Below are 21,099 nucleotides of genomic sequence, written 5' to 3'. Positions count from 1 at the left end.
GCGCCCTGCTTTGGATTAGAAGCGGTGACGGATACCGACGCCGACGGCGGTCGACTTGACGTCTTCGATGAAGGCGTAGTTCTTGGCGTACGAACCGTAAGCGTACAGGTTGGTACGCTTGGACAGGTCGTAGGTGTAGCCCAGCGAGAAGACGTTCATCGTCTCAGCACCGTTGATACGGTCGTTGCTGGGGTCAACCATTTGCCACGAACCGAACAGCTTGCTTGCGCCGCCGATCGGGGCCGACAGGCCGACCATGTACGAGTTGGCCTTGAAGCCATCAGCAAAGATGTTGGTGCCGATGCTCAGGGAGCCGGAGCCGGTGTTCACGCCTTGACCAGCGAACCAGCCGTCGGTCGTGCGAGCGTAGGCCAAGGCCAGCTTCACGACTTCAAAGTCGTACGAACCGCCGATTGCGTACATGCGCGGGGTCGCGTCTTGGTCAGCAAACACCGACTTGTTCGAAGCGTTCAGCTGGTCGTACGTCAGAGCGACGTTCAGGGGACCGTTCACGTAACGCAGACCGGTCGTGATGGCGCGGGTGTTGTCAGCCGTGCGCCAGCCGGTTTGATCCGCGTTGTTGTCGTCGGCGTTGAACGAGTAGCCGATACCGAACTGGAAGCCGCTGAACGACGGGGTCTGATACATGACCATGTTGTCGTAGCGTTGCGTGTTGGCAGCGCTCATCGAAACGCCGATGTTGGCTTGACCGAAGCCAGCGCCGAACGGATCAATCGAGCCGAAGTACTTCGACGCGATGTTGGTTTGGCGACCGAAGTCCAGTTGGCCCCAGCTGTCGCTGGCCAGACCGATGGTGGCTTGACGACCGAACAGGCGGCCACCTTGGGCCGACTTGCCGTTACCCGAATCAAAGCCGGATTCCAGTTGGAAAACAGCGCGCAGGCCGTCACCCAGGTCTTCCGAACCACGCAGACCCCAGCGCGAACCGTTCTGGACGCCGTTGATCATGCCGAAACGGCTGCCGTTCATGGCATCGGGACCACCGCTGATCTTGTTGTAGCCGATACCCGTGTCGATGATACCGTACAGGGTGACAGACGTTTCTGCCTGGGCGACACCGGCAAAACCGGCGAGCAGGGCGGCAGCGAGCAGAGTCTTTTTCATTTAAGAAATCTCCGTTGATTTGAGTGACAAGAGCAGCAATCCAGCAAACCAGCCTGCCGCCCCCCTAACTCCGCGAAGGGAAGTTGACGCTATTGCATCAAAAATCAGGGGGGCTGGCTATGGTCGGCGCCAGAAAAGTGCAGGTTTACGACAGGCTTGTTGGGATATTGCAACAACTCGGCGCAGCCTGGCCGACCGCACTAGGGCTTACCCTTAGTTTTTGGGCCAAGCACCTATCCATGCGACTTTCAGCCCTGCCCCTAATTATCCGGATGATCTGGATACCATCCCCGGCACCCAATGGAAGGCCTCTTCCGGCACGGTTTGAGCCTGACGCTGACCTTCGCCACGCCGCCGGGATCCCATTTCCGCCGTAAGGATCCGCGCAGCGGGAATGGCGCCTTTGTCCACTATCAATAACGTTGTTATTTATAAAAATCGTCGATATGATCGAATCGTCGATTTCCCTCCTGAGCCACATGCCCACGCCCTCCTCCCGCGCCGACCGCTCCGAACGATTGAATGCGTTGCGCCGCCAGCTGGTTCTGGACGCCGCGCAGCGCGTGTTCGAGCGCGACGGCCTGGAGAAGACCACGATCCGCGCGATCGCCAAGGAGGCCGGCTGCACCACCGGCGCCATCTACCCCTGGTTCGCCGGCAAGGAAACCATTTATGGCGCGCTGCTGGAGGAATCGCTGGAACGCCTGCATGCGCATCTGGCCGAAGCGGCCTCCAGCGGCCCGGCCCCGGCCGCGGCGCGTACTGCGATCCATGCGTTCTTCGGCTACTACGCCGAACGGCGGACCGACTTTTCGCTGGGCATGTACCTGTTCCAGGGGCTGGGGCCGCGCGGCCTGGGCCGGGAAATGGACGAACGGCTCAACGCCCGCCTGCGCCAGTGCATCGACCTGCTGGGCGTGGCGCTGGCCCGGACCAAATCCTGGGAGGCCGCGGCAGTCGCGGTCGAGCAGATGAATCTTTTCACCTATCTGATGGGGCTGTTGCTGCTGCTGCACACCCGCCGCCTGAAATCCCTGGGCCAGCATGCGCAAGCGCTGCTGGACAACTACTGCCTCGCCCTGGAGCAACGATGACCGCAACCGACTTGGACACCCCGGCCGACGCCCCGCTGATCAGCCTGGCCGATTTCCATATCCTGCTGGCAGACCAGCATCCCTTTTCGCTGCTGCTGGGCATCGACGTGCTGCACATCGGCCGCGGCACGGCGCGCGCGGTGCTGCCGGCGCGAGACGCCCACCAGCGGCTCGGCGGCATCGTCGCCGGCCCGATGCTGATGGGCCTGGCCGACCTGACCATGTACGCGGCGGTAGTGGGCGCAACCGGACAGGCGCACGCGGTGACGGCCAGCCTGACGATCAATTTCCTGCGCAAGAGTCCGGCGGGGGCCATCCATGCCGACGCCCGACTGCTGAAAGTGGGCCGGCTGTCCGCCGGGGAAGTCATTCTGACCGGCGCGGGGTCGGACGAGCCCCTCGCCCATATCGTGAGCACGTGGTCCGTGCCCAAGCCATGAATATGCGCGTGAGCATCGTCGGCATGGGCAAGACCGGCACGCGAGCCGCGCAGCGCCTCCTGGCGGCCGAGCCGGACATCGCGCTGACCCTCTACGACATCGAGCCCGCGCGCTGCGAGGACTTCCGCGGCAGCGCCACGCTGGCGACGTCCGCCCGCGAAGCGCTGGAAGAATCGGACACCATCGTGCTGGCGCTGCCGCGCGAGCGCGAGATCGACCGCACGCTGGAGCGCTTCAGCGACGGCAACGTGACGGCGCCGGTGGCGGGCAAACTGATCGTGGACCTGGAACCGCCCTGCGCCGAGCGCGTGCGCAGCCTGGACCAGGCCATCGTCGCGGCGGGCGGCCGTTACACCTGCGCGCCCCTGGCCGCGGCGGCGGACGCCCCGGGCGCCGAGGCGCGCCTACTGAACGCCCTGGCCCTGGGGGCATGACGGCCGCAAGCGCTGCGCCACCGCGACGCACAGCGCCAGCCAGGCCAGGCTGACCGCGAAACCCGCCAGCACGTCGCTGGCGAAATGGACCTGCAGCAGGATGCGGCTGAGTCCGATCGCCATGATGAGAGCCGCCAGCAGCGCGGTTCCCGGCAGGCGCCAAGCAGGAGGCGCCAGACGCCAAAGCAGATAGCAGGCCATGCCGTACACGGCCATCGCGGCCGAGGAATGGCCGCTGGGGAAGCTCCACCCCGCCGCGCTGGCATAGCCATGTTCATGTTCCGGCCGGACGCGCTCGAAAGCGTGCTTGAGCAGCCAATTCAGCGCCCCGCCCACGCCGGTGGCGACGGCGCAGACGACGGCCAGCCCCCATTGCCTGCGCAACAGCAGGAACAATGTCATCAGCACGCTCACCACGGTCAGGAAATTTCGGTCGCCCAGATACGTGAACCACGACAGCAGCCACAGCAGCGGCGTCGACATGGACATGCCCAGCGCGCGCGCCAGCGCCTGGTCGAACGCGACCACCGCGCCCAGGCGTTCGATGGCGTAGGCCAGGATCAGGAACAGCGCGAGCGCCGCGGACGCCCCCAGGGCAAACACCACAAGGCGGCCGCCGCCGGGCAGGCGCGGCCAGCAGTACGCCAGGGCCAGCGCCGCCGCCGCGGCCAGCAATGGCAGCGCGATGAATAGCTGCAAGGCATGGGCCGCCGCCCATGCCGCATACGCATCCGTCATAAGTAAGAGCCCGTCACGAAGAAATTCCCGCTCTCTCTCAATACAACTCGACCAGGGTCTTGTCCACCGGTGCAAACGCATGCGCCCCGGCGGCGTAGTCCCAACGCTCGATCTGGCAATCGCCCTGCCCCTCGCGGGTAATCACATTGACCGAATTGGGCACGTTGCCGCGCACGCGGCGCGAGCAGGTGGTTCCGGCCTGGACGACCCAGCCGCTGGCAGGCGCCGCGGGATTCAGCGGCAGCACATAGGGCAGATGGATGTGGCCGCCCAGCACCAGGTGGACGCCTGCCTGCGTCCAGGTTTCCAGCGCGCGTTCGCGTCCGTTCAACAGGTTGGACAGGTCCGACTCGACCTTGGCGCGCACGGGATGATGCGCGACCACGATACGCAGCTGTCCTGGCTTGGCCTGGCGCAGCCGCTCGGCGACCCTTGCGATCTGCGCGCCGGATATCTCGCCATCCTTGCGGCGGCGAGGGCGCGTCGTATTGACGCCGATGGCAAGCAGGCCAGCGTTCTCGAACACGGGTTCCAGCACGGGGCCCAAGGCCCGTTTGTAGTTGCCGTAGGGGTTGAGCGCGCGGGCAAACACGTTGAACAGCGGAATGTCGTGATTGCCCGGCACCGTCAGCACCGGCAGCGACAGGCGTTCGATGAACTTGCGGGCGGCGGCGAACTGGCCGCGCCGCGCGCGTTGCGTGATGTCGCCGCTGAGCACCACCAGGTCGGGCGCGAGATTGCAGGCCAGGTCCAGCGCGGCTTCGACCACGGGTTTACGCTCCGTGCCGAAGTGGGTATCGGAAAAATGCAGGATGCGGGTCATGAACGGTCCAGGTATTGCGAATCCGCCGGCACCACCAGCGGCAGCCGTTCGTCGGCCACTTTGAATTCCAGCGGCGTATCCATCCAGGAGATCTCGCCGTCCATCGCCACCTTGACGCGGCGGCGTCCGCGCACCGCCACCGTCAGGCGGTCGAAGGCGAAACTGACCACGTGCTCGGCTTCGCCCAAGCGGCTGAACAGGCCGCGCAGCAGCAGGCCATAGAGCGCCAGGGTGCCGACCGGCCGCGCCGCCATGGCGATCAGGCGATTCTGGTCCAGCTCCGCGGATTCGATGCCGATGTGCTCCAGCTGGAGCTTGTTGTTGCCGACCACCAGCGTGGGCGAGCGCAGGTTGCGCGCCTGCCCGCCGTGATCCAGCAGCAGGCTCAATTGGCGCGGCGCGCGCAGCAGCGTGACCAGGCCTGACCACAGCGCCACCAGCCGGCTGCGGCCGTACTTCTGCTTGTAGGCCTCGCGGTCCTCGAGCAGTTGCGGGTACAGGCCCAGGCTGGCATTGACCAGGAACAGCCGGCCGTTGAGCATGCCGACCTGCACCGGCCTGGGCTGGCCTTGCAGGAAGCCGCGCAAGGCCACTTCCGTATCTTGCGAGATGCCGTAGCTGCGCCCGAAGTAATTGAACGTGCCCTGGGGCAGGATGCCGAACGGCACGCCTTTGCCGAGCACGACGCCCGCGACCGCATTGAGCGTGCCGTCGCCGCCCGCCGCGATGACCACGCCCTGCTGTTCCTGCGCGCGCCTGACCGCGGCCTCGGCCGTGGCGGTCAGGCGCGACGGATCCTGCACGGGCATCAGCTCATAGCGGCGCCCGGCCTCGTCGAGTATGCGACGGATCGTGTCTTGGAGGATCTGCGCGTCGCCGCGCCCCGATCCGGTATTGAGGACGATGAAGAGAGGTTCTTGTCCCGTCAGGGAATGGGCCGCTATTGCCGGTTTCTGCTGGGGTGGCGTCATGCGACAAACATACCCCATGCCGGCAAAGCGCCGCAACAAGGCTGGCGGCGGACGCGCCAGGCGCGCCCGCCGCCGCCGTTCAGCGGCCGATGGCGTAGGCCTGCATCAGGCGCGGCGTGGCCGCCGCGTGCAGCAGGCCGTCGGCGTCGCGCGAAGCCGCGGTCAACCTGCCCACCGACCATTCGGGCACTTCCTCGATCTGGTGCCCGCGCTGGCGCAGCGCCGCGATGACCTCGGCGCCGAAGCTCGCCTCCACCGCCAGATGCCCCGGCTTGCGGTCGCGCGGATAGAAGGACGTGGGGAAATGCATGGTGTGGGACATGGGCAGGTCGATCGCTTCCTGCAGGTTCAGGCCGTGATGCACGTGACGCAGGAAGAACAACAGCTGCCATTGCTCCTGCTGGTCGCCGCCCGGCGTGCCGAATGCCAGGTAGGGCTTGCCGTCGCGCAGCGCCAGCGAGGGCGTGAGCGTGGTGCGCGGACGCTTGCCGGGCGCCAGCGTGCCGGGCAGCCCTTCTTCCAGCCAGAACATCTGCGCCCGGGTGTTCAGGCCGAAGCCGAGTTCCGGGATCACCGGCGAGGACTGGAACCATCCGCCCGAAGGCGTGGCCGAGATCATGTTGCCCCAGCGGTCGATCACGTCCACGTGCGTGGTGTCGCCGCGCTTGGCGGAGGCGCGCATGTCGGCCAGCGTGGGTTCATTGGTGGCGCTACCGGGCGCGGACACCTTGGACAGGCGCTCCAGCGTGTCCATCACGCGCTTCACCTGGGCCTCGAAACCCGGCACCTGGCCGGGCAGCAGATCCTGCGAGGCCGACTCGCCGATGAGCGCGCGGCGTTCGGCGTTGTAGGCGTCGGACAACAGGTGCTCCAGCGGCACGTCGACGAAGGCCGGATCGCCGTAATAGGCCTCGCGGTCGGCGAAGGCCAGCTTCATGGCCTCGGTCACGCGGTGCACGAATTCGGCGCTGATCGGACTCACGCCCGCCAGGTCCATGTCCTTGAGCAGCGCCAGGGTTTGAAGGAACACCGGACCCTGGCTCCAGGAGCCGGCCTTGGCCACGGTATAGCCGTGGTAGTCGTACGTGACCGGCTTGTCGTAGCTGGCCGACCAGCCCGCCAGGTCGTCGGCGGTGATGACGCCGCGGTGCGTGGAACCGCTCTCGTCCATGACATCGGTGTTGCGCGCAAACTTGTCGATTTCCTCGGCAATGAAGCCGCGGTAAAACGCGTCGCGCGCCGCCTCGATCTGGCGCTCGCGGTCCGCGCCGGCGCTTTCGGCCTGCTGCAGCACGCGGGTCCAGGTGCGCGCCAGTGCCGGATTGCGGAACAGCTTGCGGGCCTCGGGCACCTTGCCGCCCGGCACGTAGACCTCGGCGGTGGTCGGCCAATGGGTCTGGAAGAAATCCTTCAGGCCGGCGATGGTGTTGGAGATGCGCGGCATCAGCGCGTGGCCGTGCTCCGCGTAATAGATGGCGGGCTCCAGCACGTCGCGCACGCGCATGCTGCCGTGGTCGCGCAGGAGCAGCATCCAGGCGTCGAAGGCGCCTGGGATGACCGTCGCCAGCAGGCCATTGCCAGGGATGAGCTTGAGGCCTTCGGCGCGGTAGCGTTCGAGCGTGGCGGCCGCGGGCGTGGTGCCCTGGCCGCACAGCACCTCGACTCGGCCGGTGCGCGCGGAGTAGAACACCGCGGGCACTTCGCCCGCCGGGCCCACCAGATGGGGTTCGACCACCTGCAGCACGAAGGCCGAGGCCACGCAGGCGTCGAAGGCGTTGCCGCCGCGCTCCAGCAGCGACATGCCGGCCGCGCTGGCCAACCAATGGGTGGAGGTCACGACACCGAAGGTGCCAAGGATTTCCGGGCGAGTGGTAAACATGATGATTCCTATAGGGCTGCCGCTGAAACGCGGAACACTTCCTGTACGGCGGGCGCCTGGCGATCAAAAGAACAGGCACGCTGGAGAGGCCCGCGGACGCCGCCAGCCGGGGCGCCGCGGATCCGGCTCCGCCGGTCCGCCAGCGCCGCCCCCTAGGGGGCCCGCGCCAGCGGGTAGGGGGGAGCCTACTTTTTTGCCACAGTGACGCCCTTCAGGCGGATCAGGCCGTCGGGGTAAGGCACAAAGCCCTCCACCTTCTTCTGCACGCCAAAGGTCCACGGCAGGTAGAACAGGTAGACGATCGGGCGCTGGTCCTGCATCGCAGTCAGCACCTGGTCATACATGGCGCGGCGCTTGGCGGTGTCGGATTCGGCGCGGGCGTCGTTGAGCAGCTTGTCCACGCCGGCGTCGCAGAACTTGCCGTCGTTCAGGTTGCCCTTGCAGCTCAGGTACTGGTGGATGTTGCCGCTGGGATCGACACGGCCGGACCAGCCGCTCTGCCCGACTTCGAAGTCGCCGCGCGCGAGCGAGGACTGCAGCGAGGCGAACTCCACCGGACGCAGGGTGATGTCGAAGCCCGCTTCGGCGCCCATGGCCTGCACCAGCTCGAACACCTGCTGCATGGTGGTGTTGTTGCCGAAGGTGATCTCGAACTTGACGCGGTCATAGCCCGCTTCCTTCAGCAGGGCCTGGGCCTTCTTGGGATCGCGGCCCTTGTGCTCGAAGGCGGTGTTGTAGGCGAAGCTGGCCGGCGGGAACGGCTGGTAGGCGGGCTGGAACATGCCTTCGCCGATCACCTGGTTGAGCACGTCGCGGTCGATCGCGAGGTCCAGCGCCTGGCGCACGCGCTTGTCCTTGGCCAGCGGGTTGTTGGCGCGCGCGCCATTGGCCAGGTTCACCGAAATGGCCTGGAAGCCCAGGCCGGTCACCGGCGCCAGGGTCAGGTTCTTGTCGTCCTTCACGGCCTTGGCATCGCTGGGCGCGACGCGCTCGATGATGTCCAGGTCGCCGGCGCGCAGGTTGTTCAGGCGCACGGTGTTGTCGGGAATCGGGGTGTAGACCAGGCGGTCGAAGTGATAGTTGGCCGCATCCCAGTACTTGGGAAATTTCTCGAGCACGATGCGGTCGTTCTGCACGCGCTCCTTGAATTGGTAGGGACCCGAGCACACCGGCTTGCCGCCGGGATCCTTGTCGAAGCTGGCGGGCGACATCATCATGCCGGCGCGGTCGGACAACTGCGACAGCAGCGAGGCGTCGGGTTCGGACAGGGTCAGCACCACGGTGCTGGCGTCCGGAGCTTCAACGCTGGCGACGGTGGCCAGCTCGCTCTTGCGGTTGCTGTCGGGCAAGGTGCGGGCGCGGTCCAGGTTGGCCTTGACGGCCGCGGCGTTCACCGGCGTGCCGTCATGGAAAACGGCGTCGGTGCGCAGCTTGAAGGTCAGGATCTTGTTGTCCGGGCTGATGGTCCAGGATTGCGCCAGCTGCGGCACGATCTTCAGGTCCGGCGTGATCTCGACCAGCTTGTCGCACAGGGAAGCGAAGACAATGCGGCCCACGAAGGTGCGCGCGCGCACCGGGTCCAGCACGTCGGGGTCGTCCTGCAGGCCGATACGCAGGGTGGATTGGGCTTGCGCCAGTCCGCTGGCCAGCATTCCCGCCATGGCCATGGCGAGGCAAAGTTTACGCATGAAAGATCTCCGTCGGTTCAGGTCGGCCTGGTTCCCCGCGCGGACGCGCCGCCCGGCATGTGGGAACAGACCCGAGCCGTGCTGCATCCGGGTCCATCCCCCGCTGCGCACGTTCTTGTTGGATTCTGCGCCAGGCGCGCGGCGATTGTATAGAGCGGCGGCTGTCGTAAGCCTAAATGCGCGCCGCGCGGCCGCCTTGCGGACGCGCCCTCAGGGAATGCGGCAAGGCGCGGCGAAGTCCACGGCGGCCTGGACCTGGGCGCGCAGCTTGGCGACCAGCGGCCGGGCGTCGTCGCGGCGGTACTGGAAGGCGTAGGGCAAGGCCGCCAGGGGCGTATCCCCTTCCAGCACGCGCAGGCTGCCCTCGGCCTGCAGCGCGCGGGCCCAATGGCTCGGCAGCAGGCCGACGCCGGTGCCTTCGATCAGAAGACCGACCACCGCTCCCCAGTTGTTGCAGCAGAGACGTTCGCCGCCGGCATCACGGCCCGCCAGCCAGTCGTCGATGATGCGCGTGGTGCCAGCCCCGGCCGGCAGCGTGACCAGCGGCAGGCGCGCAAGCAGCTCAGGCGTCATGCGCGTGGCGCCGTCCAGCAGCGCCGGCGCGGCGACCCAGGAGAATTCGGCCTGGCCTATGCCCGTGGAAGCGATGTTGGGCCGCGAGGACCGGCCGGCTATCACGGCAAAATCCAGTTCGCCGTCGGCCACGCGCTGCTCCAGCACCTGGCCGATGTCCACATAGGGCTCCAGCACCAGGTCCGGGTAGGCGGCGCGCACGCCCCGGATCAGCCGCGGCAGCCAGGTCAGCGCGGTCAGTTCGCCCACGCCGAAGCGGCAGCGCCCGCTGAGCCCCGCGCTTTGCGCCAGCGAAGCCCGGATCTGCTCGGCCGAGGCCAGCAGGTCGCGCGCCTGCGGCAGCAGGCGCTGGCCGGCGTCGGTCAGCACCGCCTTGTGGCCGCTGCGGTCGAACAAGGACAGGCCCAGGCCTTCCTCGAGTTCGGTGATGCGCTTGGACAGCGACGATACCGACAGGTGCAGGCGCTCGGCCGCCACGGCGAAACTGGCGCAGGTGGCGGCCCAGTAGAAGGCTTCGAGTTGCTTGAGGGTCATGCGCGGATTGTAGGGGCGTCCGGCATGGGAATGCTCAATTCAGGAACATCCCGTTGGAAGGCGCCCCCCGCGGAATCAGGCGGCTTTCGGCGTCAGCAGATGCGCGGAAAACCGGAGGGTATCGATGGCGGCGCGGAGCATGCGCTCGACGCGCGGCCACATGTCGCCCTTGAGGCGATCAGACCAGCAGATGCTGTCAAACACCCCGTCGACCAGGGCATGCAGATAGAGATTGGACAGGCGCACGTCCAGCGCGCGCGGCAGGTCTTCGCGCTTGACCGCGGCGCGCAACAATTTCTCGGAAGTGCGCAGGGCGTGGCGCTCCCACAGGTCGCGGCGGCGCAGCAGGGGCGCGTTCTCGTCGCTGCGTTCGCATTTCAGGTAAAGGATCTCCAGCACGCGCTGCACCGAGCCTTCCTGCGCGTAGATCTGGATGTACTGGCGCATGGAGGTGTAGAGCGACTCCAGGGCCTCGCCATCGGTCGACACCTGGGTCAACGGCGCCGCCTCGCCCAGCGCGCGGTCGCACATGGCGATGCAGACATCGATCTTGTTCTTGTAATGGCCGTAGACGGCGCCCCGGGATACCCCCGCGTGATCGGCTATGTCGCTCATGGTGGTGGCGGCCACCCCTTTGGACAGGAACACGTGCTCGGCCGCATCCAGGATGCGGTCGCGGGTGCGTTGGGACTCTTCTTTCGTCTTGCGGGCCATGCGGGGGACCTCCTTCTTAAAAAATCGGCTGCAAAAAAACGGCGGCTTCAAAACAAGAAGCCGCCTTTTTCGTCACTGTGAATAAGTGTGAAGCGGGCAGCATACTTCCGAACAAAATAATTAATCAAGCGTGACGGATTAAATGATAGACTCGCTTCCCCACGCGGGAAAGTCGGCGCCTTTCCCCACCTCAGCCCTCCCCGGGCCCATCAGATAATTTTAAAAATGAAGCAAAGAGTCTCTCTACGCACGCTCGCCCTTTCTTCCGTATTAATTCTTATTACCGGTTGCTCGAAACCGGAAGCCCAAGCAGCCGCCGAGGCTCCCGCCGAAGTCGGCGTCATCATCGCGGCGGCCACGCCCACCAGCGTCGCGACCGAATTGCCGGGCCGCCTGGAACCCTACCGCGAGGCCGAGGTACGCGCGCGCGTGGCTGGCATCGTCACCGCGCGCCTGTACGAGGAAGGCCAGGACGTGGCGCGCGGCGCCGCCCTGTTCCAAATCGACCCCGCGCCGCTGCAGGCCGCCTACGATTCCGAAGCCGCGAACCTGGCGCGCGCACAGGCGAACCTGTCCGCCGCCGCCGACAAGCTGCGCCGCTACGCCGACCTGGTGTCGGACCGCGCCATCAGCGAACGCGACCACGCCGAAAGCGTGGCGCAGGAGCGCCAGGCGCGGGCCGAGGTCGCCCTGGCCCGCGCCAATCTGCAAAGCGCCAAGCTGAAGCTGGATTACGCGCGCGTCACCTCGCCCATCGACGGCCGGGCGCGGCGCGCGCTGGTGACCGAAGGCGCGTTGGTGGGCGAAGGCCAGGCCACGCCGCTGACGGTGGTGCAGCAGATCGACCCCATCTACGTGAACTTCGCCCAGCCCGCCGCCGAGGTGATGCAGTTGCAGAAGCAGATCCGCGCGGGCGCGCTGGAAGGCGTGGCGCCGGACCAGGTGCGGGTGCGCCTCCTGCTGCCCGACGGTTCCGAATACGGACGCGGCGGCACGCTGTCGTTCGCCGACCTGGCGGTGGACCCGGGCACGGACAACGTCACGATGCGGGCGCTGTTCGAGAACCCCGGCCGCGACCTGCTGCCGGGCATGTACGTGCGGGTCGTGCTGGAGCAGGCGATCAACCGCGACACCTATCTGGTGCCGCGCAATGCCCTGCTGCGCAACGCCGAAGGCGCGCACGTGCTGGCCGCCGGCCCGGACGGAGAGCTGAAGAAGATTGCCGTCACCGCGCAGCGGCTGCAGGGTCCGAACTGGATCGTCACGCAGGGATTGGCGGGCGGCGAGCGCATCGTCGTCGAGAACGCCGCGCATATGGCGGCGGGACAGAAAATCAAACCGGTGGAGCGGGCCGCGCCCAGCGCGCAGGCACCCGCCGCCGGCAACCCGGAGGCCGGCGTCCAGGCAAGGACGCCCGCCGCGGGCCAAAAAGGATAAACCGCAATGGCGCGTTTTTTTATCGATCGCCCCGTCTTCGCGTGGGTGATCTCGCTGCTGATCGTGCTGGTCGGCATCCTGTCGATCCGCGCGCTGCCGGTAGCGCAGTATCCGGACATTGCTCCGCCGGTGGTCAACGTCGGCGCCAGCTACCCGGGCGCCTCGGCCAAGGTGGTCGAAGAAGCCGTGACCGCCATCATCGAACGCGAGATGAACGGCGCCCCCGGGCTGATGTACACCTCGTCCAGCAGCGACTCGACGGGCTGGGCCAGCATCAACCTGACCTTCAAGCAAGGCACCAATCCGGACCTGGCTGCCGTGGAAGTGCAGAACCGCCTGAAGGCGGTGGAGCCGCGCCTGCCGGAATCGGTGCGCCGCGACGGCGTGCGCGTGGAGAAGGCGGCCGACAACATCCAGCTGGTGGTGTCGCTGAAGTCGGATGGCGGGCTGGATGACATCCAGCTGGGCGAACTGGCCGCCTCCAACGTGCTGCAGGCGTTGCGCCGCGTGGAAGGCGTGGGCAAGGTGCAGTCGTTCGGCGCGGAAGCCGCCATGCGCATCTGGCCAGATCCGGCCAAGCTGACGGCCATGTCCCTGACCCCGGGCGACATCGTCTCGGCCCTGCGCAGCCACAACGCCCGCGTCACCATCGGCGAACTGGGCAACCAGGCCGTGCCCAAGGACGCGCCGCTGAACGCCAGCATCGTGGCCGGCGAATCGCTGCGCACGCCCGAGCAGTTCGGCAACATCCCGCTGCGCGCGCAGCCGGACGGCGCCACCTTGCGCCTGAAGGACGTGGCCCGGGTCGAGCTGGGCGGCACCGACTATATGTACCTGTCGCGCGTGAACGGCATGACCGGCACGGGTCTGGGCATCAAGCTGGCGCCGGGCTCGAACGCGGTGGAAACCACCAAGCGCATCCGCGCGACCATGCAGGAGCTGGCCCAGTATTTCCCGCCGGGCGTGACCTGGGACATTCCGTACGAGACCTCCACCTTCGTCGAGATCTCGATCAAGAAGGTGCTGATGACGCTGCTGGAGGCCGTCGCGCTGGTGTTCTGCGTGATGTACCTGTTCATGCAGAACTTCCGCGCCACGCTGATTCCAACGCTGGTGGTGCCGGTGGCTCTGCTGGGCACGCTGGGCGTGATGCTGGGGCTGGGCTATTCCATCAACGTGCTGACGATGTTCGGCATGGTGCTGGCCATCGGCATCCTGGTGGACGACGCCATCGTGGTGGTGGAAAACGTCGAACGCATCATGGCCGAGGAAGGCCTGCCGCCGCGCGAGGCCACGGTCAAGGCCATGGGCCAGATCAGCGGCGCCATCGTGGGCATCACGGTGGTGCTGGTGTCGGTGTTCGTGCCGATGGCTTTCTTCGACGGCGCGGTGGGCAACATCTACCGGCAGTTCGCCGTGACGCTGGCGGTGTCGATCGCCTTCTCGGCTTTCCTGGCGCTGTCGCTGACGCCGGCGCTGTGCGCCAGCATGCTCAAGCCCATTGCTGCCGGCCACCACGAGAAGCGCGGCTTCTTCGGCTGGTTCAACCGGGCCTTCGCGCGCCTGACCACGCGCTACACGGCGCGGGTGTCGGGCGTGCTGGCCCGTCCCGTGCGCTTCGGCCTGGCCTATCTGGCGGTGATCGCCGCGGTGGCGCTGCTGTTCGCGCGGCTGCCCTCCTCTTTCCTGCCGGACGAGGACCAGGGCAGCTTCATGGCCATGGTCATCCTGCCCCAGGGCTCGCCGCAAGCCGAGACCATGGCCATGGTGAAGGACGTCGAACGCTACATGATGGAGCACGAGCCGGTCGAGTACGTGTATTCGGTCAACGGCTTCAGCAACTACGGCAGCGGCCCCAACTCGGCCATGTTCTTCGTCACGCTGAAGGACTGGAAGCAGCGCGGCGGCGCCGACCTGCACGTGAACGCGGTGGTGGAACGCATCAACGCCGCCTTCGCCGACCGCAAGAACGTCATGGTACATGCGCTGAACTCGCCGCCGCTGCCGGACCTGGGCTCCACCTCGGGCTTCGACTTCCGCCTGCAGGACCGCGCCGGGCTGGGCTACGAGGCCCTGGCCCAGGCGCGCCAGCAATTGCTGGCGGCGGCGGCCAAGCATCCCGCGCTGACCGAGGTCGTCTTCGCCGGCCAGGAAGAAGCGCCGCAGCTGGAACTGCGCGTCGACCGCGACAAGGCCCAGGCCATGGGTGTGCCGCTGGACGAGATCAACACGGCGCTGGCGGTGATGTACGGCTCGGACTACATCGGCGATTTCATGCTCAATGGCCAGGTGCGGCGCGTGACCGTGCAGGCCGACGGCAAGAGCCGCGTCGACATGGAGGACGTGTCGCGCCTGCACGTGCGCAACCTGCAGGGGCAGATGGTGCCGCTGTCGGCCTTCGCCACCCTGAAATGGTCGATGGGACCGCCGCAGCTCAACCGCTACAACGGCTTCCCGTCGTTCACCATCAACGGTTCGGCCGCCCCGGGACATAGCAGCGGCGAGGCCATGCGCGCCATCGAGACGCTGGCGGCCGAGCTGCCGCGCGGCATCGGCTTCGACTGGTCGGGCCAGTCCTACGAGGAACGCCTGTCCGGCAACCAGGCGCCGGTGCTGTTCGCGCTGTCGGTGCTGGTCGTGTTCCTGGCCCTGGCCGCGCTGTACGAAAGCTGGTCGATTCCGCTGGCGGTGATCCTGGTGGTGCCGCTGGGCGTGATCGGCGCGGTGCTGGGCGTGACGCTGCGCGGCATGCCCAACGACATCTACTTCAAGGTCGGCCTGATCGCCACCATCGGGCTGTCGGCCAAGAACGCGATCCTGATCGTGGAAGTGGCCAAGGACCTGGTGCGCGACGGCCAGGGCATCGTGTCCGCCACCCTGGAAGCCGCAAGGCTGCGGCTGCGCCCCATCGTGATGACCTCGCTGGCTTTCGGCGTGGGCGTGCTGCCCCTGGCGCTGGCCACCGGCGCGGCCTCGGGCGCCCAGGCCGCGATCGGCACGGGCGTGCTGGGCGGCATCGTCACCGCGACGGTGCTGGCCATCTTCCTGGTGCCGCTCTTCTTTTTGATCGTGGGCCGCGCGCTGGGCATGCGCGTGCGCCCCTCGCGTCCGCAAGGCCGCGAAACGCTGGAGACCTCGCCATGAAGGCTATGGCAATGACCCTGCTTGCGCTGGCCCTGGCCGGCTGCTCGCTGGCCCCCAAGTATGAACGACCAGCGGCGCCGGTCCCGCAGGCCTATGACACGCCCGCCGCGGACGGACAGGCGGCCATGCCGCAGGACTGGCGCGATTACTTCAACGACCCGGCGTTGCAGGCCTGGATCGCCGCCGCGCTCGAGAACAACCGCGACCTGCGGGTGGCGGCGCTTCGCATCCAGGAGGCCCGGGCGCTGTATGGCGTGCAGCAGGCCGACCGCCTGCCGTCCATCGACGGCACGGGCGAGTTCAGCCGCGGACGCGGCGCGGAACCTGGCCAGCCGCGCATGCCGGTGGCCGACCGCTACCGTGCCGCCGTCGGCATCGCGGCCTTCGAGCTGGATTTCTTCGGCCGCGTGAAGAGCCTGAGCGACGCCGCGCTGTCGCGCTACCTGGCCAGCGAGGAAGCGCACCGCGCCGCCACGCTGTCGCTGGTGTCGGAGACGGCCACGGCTTACTTCAACCAGCGTTCGCTGGCTGAGCAGCTGCGCCTGACCGAGAGCACGCTGGCGCTGCGCGAGGCCTCTCTCAAGCTCACCCAGCGCCGCTACGACGCCGGGCTGGAAACGGCCGTGGGGCTGCGCACCGCGCAGATGCTGGTGGAATCCTCGCGCGCCACGCATGCCGAGCTGAGCCGGGAATACCGCCAGGCCGTGCATACGCTGGGCCTGCTGGCGGGAGACTTTTCCCTGCCGCCCGATACCGATGCCGTCACGCTGGAAAGCCAGAGCCTGACGCCGCTGGCCGCGGGCCTGCCCTCCGCCTTGCTGATCCGGCGCCCGGACCTGCGCCAGGCGGAGGACACACTGCGGGCCGCCAACGCCGACATCGGCGCGGCGCGCGCGGCGTTCTTCCCGTCGGTGCAGCTGACCACCGACATCGGCACCACGGCCGGCAGCTTCTCGGACCTGTTCGGTTCGGGCACGGGCACCTGGACTTTCGCGCCCAAGCTGACGCTGCCCATCTTCAATGCCGGGCGCAACAGCGCCAATCTGTCGCTGGCGGAAACGCGCAAGGACATCGCGGTGGCCCAGTACGAAGGCAGCATCCAGCAGGCCTTCCGTGAAGTAGCCGACGCGCTGTCCGCGCGCGACACGCTGCGCGCCCAGATCGACGCCCAGCGCAAGGTGCGCGACGCCGACCGCGACCGCCAGCGCCTGACCGAAAGGCGCTACGAACGCGGCGTGGCCAGCTACCTGGAAATGCTGGAGGCGCAGCGCAGCCTGTTCGAATCCGAACAGGAGTTCATCCGGCTGCAGCAGCGCCGGCTGGTCAATGCGGTGGAGTTGTACAAGGCGCTGGGCGGCTGGGAACAGCCCGGCTCATGATGGATCAGGCGGCCTTGTCGATGCGGTAGGCGCAGCGGCGCGCGCCCGCGAGGATATGTTCTTCGCGGCGCACCCGGACTTCTTCTCCGAGCACCTTATGGAAGAGTTCCAGTTCGCTGCGGCAAAAGCCCATACAGGCTTTGGCCGCGGAGCAGATCGGGCAGTGGTTCTCGATGAAGAGGAAGTCCGGGCCGTCCTTGCGCAGCTCGGCCATGTAGCCTTCGGCGCTGCGGACTTCCACCAGCCGCTCCAGCCTTTCCTTCAGGCTGCGGGCGCCCTGCATGGCCTGGCGATAGCCGCTGAGCATGGCGGCTTCGCGCGCCTGGATCAGCTTTTCGATACCCTCTTCGCCGAACACCTGCCGCACCGCGCCCAGCATCTGCACCGTCATTTCGGCATGCGTGTCCGGAAAGCGCCCGTTTCCGGCATCGGTCAGGAACCAGATCTGCGTGGGCCGGCCCCGGCCCGCGCTATGGCTTTCGGAGTCCACCAGTCCTTCCGCATGCAGGCGCGTCATCTGCTGACGCACGGCCTCGGCCGTCACGTCCAAGGCCTTGGCAATGACGGCGACGGATTGCGGGCCGCGCGTCTTCAGGGTCATGAGCACGCGGTCGGCGGGCTGATGTTCCCAGACCACGGGATGGGACGGACTGTCAGACATGGATGTGGATGCTCCGGTTGTTTGCCTATGGTGCCACGAACCTGGCCTGCCGGTCAGCCGGAGGCGGCCGGCTGGTCCATCGAGGGCGCTTCCCACCCGCCCCCCAGCGCCTTGTACAGCGCGATCAGGCGGGTATAGGACTCGGTTTCGGCCACGGCCACGGCGTCCTGGGCGCGCAAAAGCGTACGCTGCGCGTCCAGCACCGTCAAATAAGGGGTGCTGCCTTCGCGGTAGCGCAATTGCGCCAGTTCCGCCGCCCTCCCGCTGTGCGCGGCCGCCTGCGCCAGGCTGCCCAGGCGCTGCTGGGTCTGGCCGTATTCCGTCAGCGCCGCTTCCAGTTCCTCGACCGCCCGCAGCACGGTCAGCTCATAGCTGGCGACGGCGCCGTCCGCGCGCGCCACCGCGCCGCGCTTGCGCGCCAGCGCCGTGGGCAAATGGAAAGCGGGCCAGTTGGCCGTGGCCGCCACGCTGAATGCGCGGCTGGCCGATGAGCCGAAATCCGCGCCGCGCAGGGCGACAAAGCCCAGGAATCCGCCCAGGTCGATGCGCGGATACAGTTCGGCGGTCGCCACGCCCACGTCGGCGTTGGCGGCCGCCATGCCGCGTTCGGCCGCCAGCACATCCGGGCGGCGCGACAGCAAGGCGCTCACGTCGCCGATCGGCAGGCGGGTATCCAGGGGAGCCAGCGCCTTGCCCGCGTCCAGCTCGCCCAGCTCCACCGGCCGCAGGCCCGCCAGCACCGCGATGCGGTACTGCGCCAGCCGCCGGGCCGCGATCTGCAGCGGCACGCTGGCCTGCACGGTTTCCAGTTCGGCGCGCGCGCTGGCCAGGTCGCCTTCGTCGCCACGGCCGGCCGACACCATGGCCTGGATCACGCGCAGGCTGTCACGCTGACTTTGCAGATTGGCCTGCGCCACGGCCAGGCGCTGTTCCGCGCCGCGCAGCTCGAAGTAATTGCGCGCCACTTCGGCCGCGACCACGATGCGGGTCTGGGCCAGGTCCGCGGCCTGGGCCTCGCTGCGCGCCGCGGCGCCCTCGGCCGCCCGGCGCAACCGGCCGAACAGGTCCAGTTCCCAGGTGGCGTCAAAGCCCGCCCGGTAACTCTCGGCCAGATTGCGCTGGCCGGCGACGCCGGCATTGGCTTGGGACAGGCTGCGTTCATAGCCGCCGCCCAGCGTGACCGCCGGCAACTGGTCCAGTTCCTTCTCGTCCAGCGCCGCGCGCGATTCGGCCAGGCGCGCCTGCGCCATGCGGATGTCGAGATTGCGGGACAGCGCCAGATCGATCAGACGGTCCAGCTGGGGGTCCTGCAATTGCTTCCACCAGTCGCGCTGCACCTGATCGGTGGAGAACAAGGCCTGCTCGGGGCTGGCCAGCGCCACCGGCGCGGCCTGGGGTTTCTGGTAATCGGGGCCGACGGCGCAGCCGGCGGTGGCCAGCGCGGCCAGCAGCACGGCCGCGCCGCGGCGCAAGCGTAGGGAAAGTTGTGGATGCTTCATGATGATTTCCTTGGGCTAGGCCGAGACGCCGGGCGCTGCGGCGTCCTCGGCCTGGGCCAGCGCCAGCTCCCGGGCGCGCGGCGTATCGTGCGCCGCGCGGTGGTCGCGGGCGAAGACGGTATAGACGGTGGGCAGCACGAACAGCGTGAACAGCGTGCCCACCAGCAGGCCCACCACGATGACCAGGCCCAGGCTGTAGCGGCTGTGCGCGCCCGCCCCGCTGGCGAACAGCAGCGGGATCAGGCCCATGACCATGGCGGCGGTCGTCATCAGGATGGGACGCAACCGGATGCGGGCGGCCTGCTCCATCGCGGTGCGCCGGTCCAGCCCGTGGCTGACCTGCATTTCATTGGCGAACTCCACCATCAGGATGCCGTGCTTGCTGATCAGGCCGATCAGCGTCACCAGCCCGATCTGGGTGTAGATGTTGATGGTGGCCATGCCCAGCGCCAGCGGAATCAGCGCGCCGCAGATCGACATGGGCACGCTCACCAGGATGATGAAAGGGTCGCGCAGGCTCTCGTATTGCGCCGCCAGCACCAGGTAGATCACGATGATGGCGAAGATGAAGGTGATCATCAGCGCCGAGCCTTCCTGGCTGAACTGGCGGGCGTCCGACTGCCAGTCGTAGCTGAAGCCCGCGGGCAGGAACTTGGCCTGTTGGGTCAGGAACTGCACCGCGTCGCCCATGGTGACGCCCGGCATCGGGATGGCCTGGAAGGTAGCCGCGTTGAGCTGGTTGAACTGGGTCAGCTTGTTGGGCTCCACGCCCATGGACACGGTCACGAGGTTGGACAGCGGCACCTGCGCGCCGCTGGCGCTCTTGACGTAGTAGCGCGCCAGCGACTCCGGCGAGATGCGCTGTTCGCGCAGGCTCTGCGGAATGACGTCGTAGGAACGGCCGTCCATGCCGAAGCGGTTCACGTAGTTCTCCCCCACCAGCACGGCCAGCGTGTCGCCGATGGCCTTCATGGTGACGCCCAGGCTGTTGGCCTTGGCGCGGTCCACCTTCAGCTGCACCACCGGGTTGTTGTAGTCCAGGTCGCTGTCGACCACCATGAACAAGCCGCTTTCACGCGCCGCCTTCTTCAACCCTTCCATGGCCTCGTAGACCACCGGATAGTCGGATGCGCTCATGATGACCATTTGCACCGGCAGCCCGCCGGTGGAGCCCGGCAGCGACGGCAGCTGGAAGGCGAAGATGTTGCTGCCCTCGACCTGGTTCACCATGGCCTGCATGTCGGCCTGGATCTGGTCGGCCGAACGCTGGCGTTTCTCCCAAGGCACGAAGTCCACGCCGCCGATGCTGTTGGATACGCCGTCGGAGCCGTTGATCAGCCAGCGCCCCTGCTGTTCGGGCAGGGTCTTCATGACGTCGTCCCACTTGCGGCCGAACTTCTCCACATAGTCGATGTTGGCGTGCTGCGGCGACTTGATCGCGGTCAGCACCGTGGACTGGTCCTCGACCGGCGCCAGCTCGCGCTGCGCGGCGTTGTAGAGGAACGGCAGGCTTGCCAGCACCGCCACGGCGATCAGCCCGGTCACCCAGCGGTGATGCAGCGAAACGTCCAGCACGCGGCCATAGGCATCGCCCAGGCGCCCGAAGAAATGCTCGGCGCGGCGCGCCATCCAACCTTCGGAAACGCGGCTGTCCAGCAGGAACGAGCTCATCACCGGCGACAGGGTCAGCGCGATGACTCCCGATACCACCACCGAGCCCGCCAGTGTGAAGGCGAATTCCTTGAAGAGCGAGCCGGTAAGCCCGCCCATCAGGCCGATGGGCGCGTAGACCGCGGCCAGCGTGATGGTCATGGCGATCACCGGCCCCGCCACTTCGCGCGCGCCGATGAGGGCCGCGCGCACCGGCGACTTGCCCTCTTCGATGTGGCGGTGCACGTTTTCCACCACCACGATGGCATCGTCCACCACCAGGCCGATGGCCAGCACCATGGCCAGCAAGGTCAGC

General features: G+C 67.5%; 17 protein-coding genes. 6 read left to right on the top strand and 11 right to left on the bottom strand.

Features of this window, described 5'->3' with window-relative positions:
- Nucleotides 1-15: 15 nt before the first annotated feature.
- Entirely contained in the window at nt 16-1,125 is a 1,110-nt protein-coding gene (locus BRO63_RS06580) for a porin (protein WP_088138979.1), read from the bottom strand.
- A 479-nt stretch (nt 1,126-1,604) separates the two neighbouring features.
- On the opposite strand from BRO63_RS06580, the gene BRO63_RS06575 reads away from it, so the two are divergent.
- Genes BRO63_RS06575 through BRO63_RS06565 form a run of 3 tightly spaced genes read left to right on the top strand, consistent with a single transcriptional unit; the run spans nt 1,605 to nt 3,093 of the window.
- Complete coding sequence (locus BRO63_RS06575; protein WP_088139187.1) at nt 1,605-2,219, top strand: TetR/AcrR family transcriptional regulator; 615 nt, start codon at nt 1,605-1,607, stop codon at nt 2,217-2,219.
- Nucleotides 2,216-2,659, top strand: coding sequence for a PaaI family thioesterase (locus tag BRO63_RS06570; protein WP_088138978.1), 444 nt, complete (start codon nt 2,216-2,218; stop codon nt 2,657-2,659). The genes BRO63_RS06575 and BRO63_RS06570 overlap by 4 nt, the downstream gene beginning before the upstream one ends.
- The gene (locus tag BRO63_RS06565) at nt 2,656-3,093 is read left to right on the top strand and encodes an NAD(P)-binding domain-containing protein (RefSeq protein WP_088138977.1); all 438 of its coding nucleotides are present in this window, start codon (nt 2,656-2,658) and stop codon (nt 3,091-3,093) included. Before BRO63_RS06570 ends, BRO63_RS06565 begins: the two co-directional genes overlap by 4 nt.
- On the opposite strand, the gene BRO63_RS06560 is transcribed toward BRO63_RS06565, so the two are convergent.
- The 7 genes from BRO63_RS06560 to axyZ form a co-directional block, all read right to left on the bottom strand.
- On the bottom strand, nt 3,064-3,831 hold the full coding sequence (locus tag BRO63_RS06560; RefSeq protein WP_088138976.1) for a phosphatase PAP2 family protein: 768 nt from the start codon (nt 3,829-3,831) through the stop codon (nt 3,064-3,066). The genes BRO63_RS06565 and BRO63_RS06560 overlap by 30 nt on opposite strands.
- A gap of 37 nt (nt 3,832-3,868) precedes the next feature.
- Nucleotides 3,869-4,654, bottom strand: a complete 786-nt coding sequence (locus tag BRO63_RS06555) for a metallophosphoesterase family protein (RefSeq protein WP_088138975.1) — start codon at nt 4,652-4,654, stop codon at nt 3,869-3,871.
- A complete protein-coding gene (locus BRO63_RS06550) occupies nt 4,651-5,625 on the bottom strand; it encodes a diacylglycerol/lipid kinase family protein (protein WP_088138974.1) in 975 nt (324 codons plus the stop codon). Before BRO63_RS06550 ends, BRO63_RS06555 begins: the two co-directional genes overlap by 4 nt.
- A gap of 79 nt (nt 5,626-5,704) precedes the next feature.
- Nucleotides 5,705-7,504, bottom strand: a complete 1,800-nt coding sequence (locus tag BRO63_RS06545) for a gamma-glutamyltransferase family protein (RefSeq protein ID WP_088138973.1) — start codon at nt 7,502-7,504, stop codon at nt 5,705-5,707.
- A 185-nt stretch (nt 7,505-7,689) separates the two neighbouring features.
- Nucleotides 7,690-9,192, bottom strand: coding sequence for an ABC transporter substrate-binding protein (locus BRO63_RS06540; protein WP_088138972.1), 1,503 nt, complete (start codon nt 9,190-9,192; stop codon nt 7,690-7,692).
- 210 nt (nt 9,193-9,402) lie between these two features.
- The gene (locus BRO63_RS06535) at nt 9,403-10,299 is read right to left on the bottom strand and encodes a LysR family transcriptional regulator (RefSeq protein ID WP_088138971.1); all 897 of its coding nucleotides are present in this window, start codon (nt 10,297-10,299) and stop codon (nt 9,403-9,405) included.
- Between the two features lie 75 nt (nt 10,300-10,374).
- Nucleotides 10,375-11,013 carry a multidrug efflux transcriptional repressor AxyZ gene (gene axyZ, locus BRO63_RS06530; protein WP_088138970.1) on the bottom strand — a complete coding sequence of 213 codons (639 nt, stop codon included), beginning with the start codon at nt 11,011-11,013 and terminating at the stop codon, nt 10,375-10,377.
- A gap of 225 nt (nt 11,014-11,238) precedes the next feature.
- Between axyZ and BRO63_RS06525 the strand changes: the two genes are divergently transcribed.
- The 3 genes from BRO63_RS06525 to oprZ are packed head-to-tail and all read left to right on the top strand — an operon-like array spanning nt 11,239 to nt 16,973.
- Nucleotides 11,239-12,450, top strand: a complete 1,212-nt coding sequence (locus BRO63_RS06525; protein WP_088138969.1) for a MexX/AxyX family multidrug efflux RND transporter periplasmic adaptor subunit — start codon at nt 11,239-11,241, stop codon at nt 12,448-12,450.
- A 6-nt stretch (nt 12,451-12,456) separates the two neighbouring features.
- Nucleotides 12,457-15,594 (top strand): multidrug efflux RND transporter permease subunit, encoded by a 3,138-nt coding sequence (locus tag BRO63_RS06520; RefSeq protein WP_088138968.1) that lies wholly within the window; start codon nt 12,457-12,459, stop codon nt 15,592-15,594.
- Nucleotides 15,591-16,973, top strand: a complete 1,383-nt coding sequence (oprZ, locus tag BRO63_RS06515; protein ID WP_088138967.1) for a multidrug efflux RND transporter outer membrane subunit OprZ — start codon at nt 15,591-15,593, stop codon at nt 16,971-16,973. The genes BRO63_RS06520 and oprZ overlap by 4 nt, the downstream gene beginning before the upstream one ends.
- 4 nt (nt 16,974-16,977) lie before the next feature.
- Here oprZ and BRO63_RS06510 read toward each other — a convergent pair whose 3' ends face one another.
- The 3 genes from BRO63_RS06510 to BRO63_RS06500 all read right to left on the bottom strand — a co-directional run.
- Nucleotides 16,978-17,634 carry a helix-turn-helix transcriptional regulator gene (locus BRO63_RS06510; RefSeq protein WP_088138966.1) on the bottom strand — a complete coding sequence of 219 codons (657 nt, stop codon included), beginning with the start codon at nt 17,632-17,634 and terminating at the stop codon, nt 16,978-16,980.
- Nucleotides 17,635-17,687: 53 nt separating this feature from the next.
- Nucleotides 17,688-19,133: an efflux transporter outer membrane subunit gene (locus BRO63_RS06505; RefSeq protein ID WP_088138965.1), complete on the bottom strand. Its 1,446-nt coding sequence runs from the start codon at nt 19,131-19,133 to the stop codon at nt 17,688-17,690.
- A gap of 15 nt (nt 19,134-19,148) precedes the next feature.
- Nucleotides 19,149-21,099, bottom strand: a 1,951-nt coding sequence (locus BRO63_RS06500) for an efflux RND transporter permease subunit (protein ID WP_179215046.1), incomplete at its 5' end; no start/stop codon positions are given.

The sequence above is a fragment of the Achromobacter xylosoxidans genome (assembly GCF_002192695.1).
Taxonomy (GTDB): domain Bacteria; phylum Pseudomonadota; class Gammaproteobacteria; order Burkholderiales; family Burkholderiaceae_B; genus Achromobacter; species Achromobacter xylosoxidans_C.
This window is presented reverse-complemented; position numbering and strand designations above follow the sequence as displayed.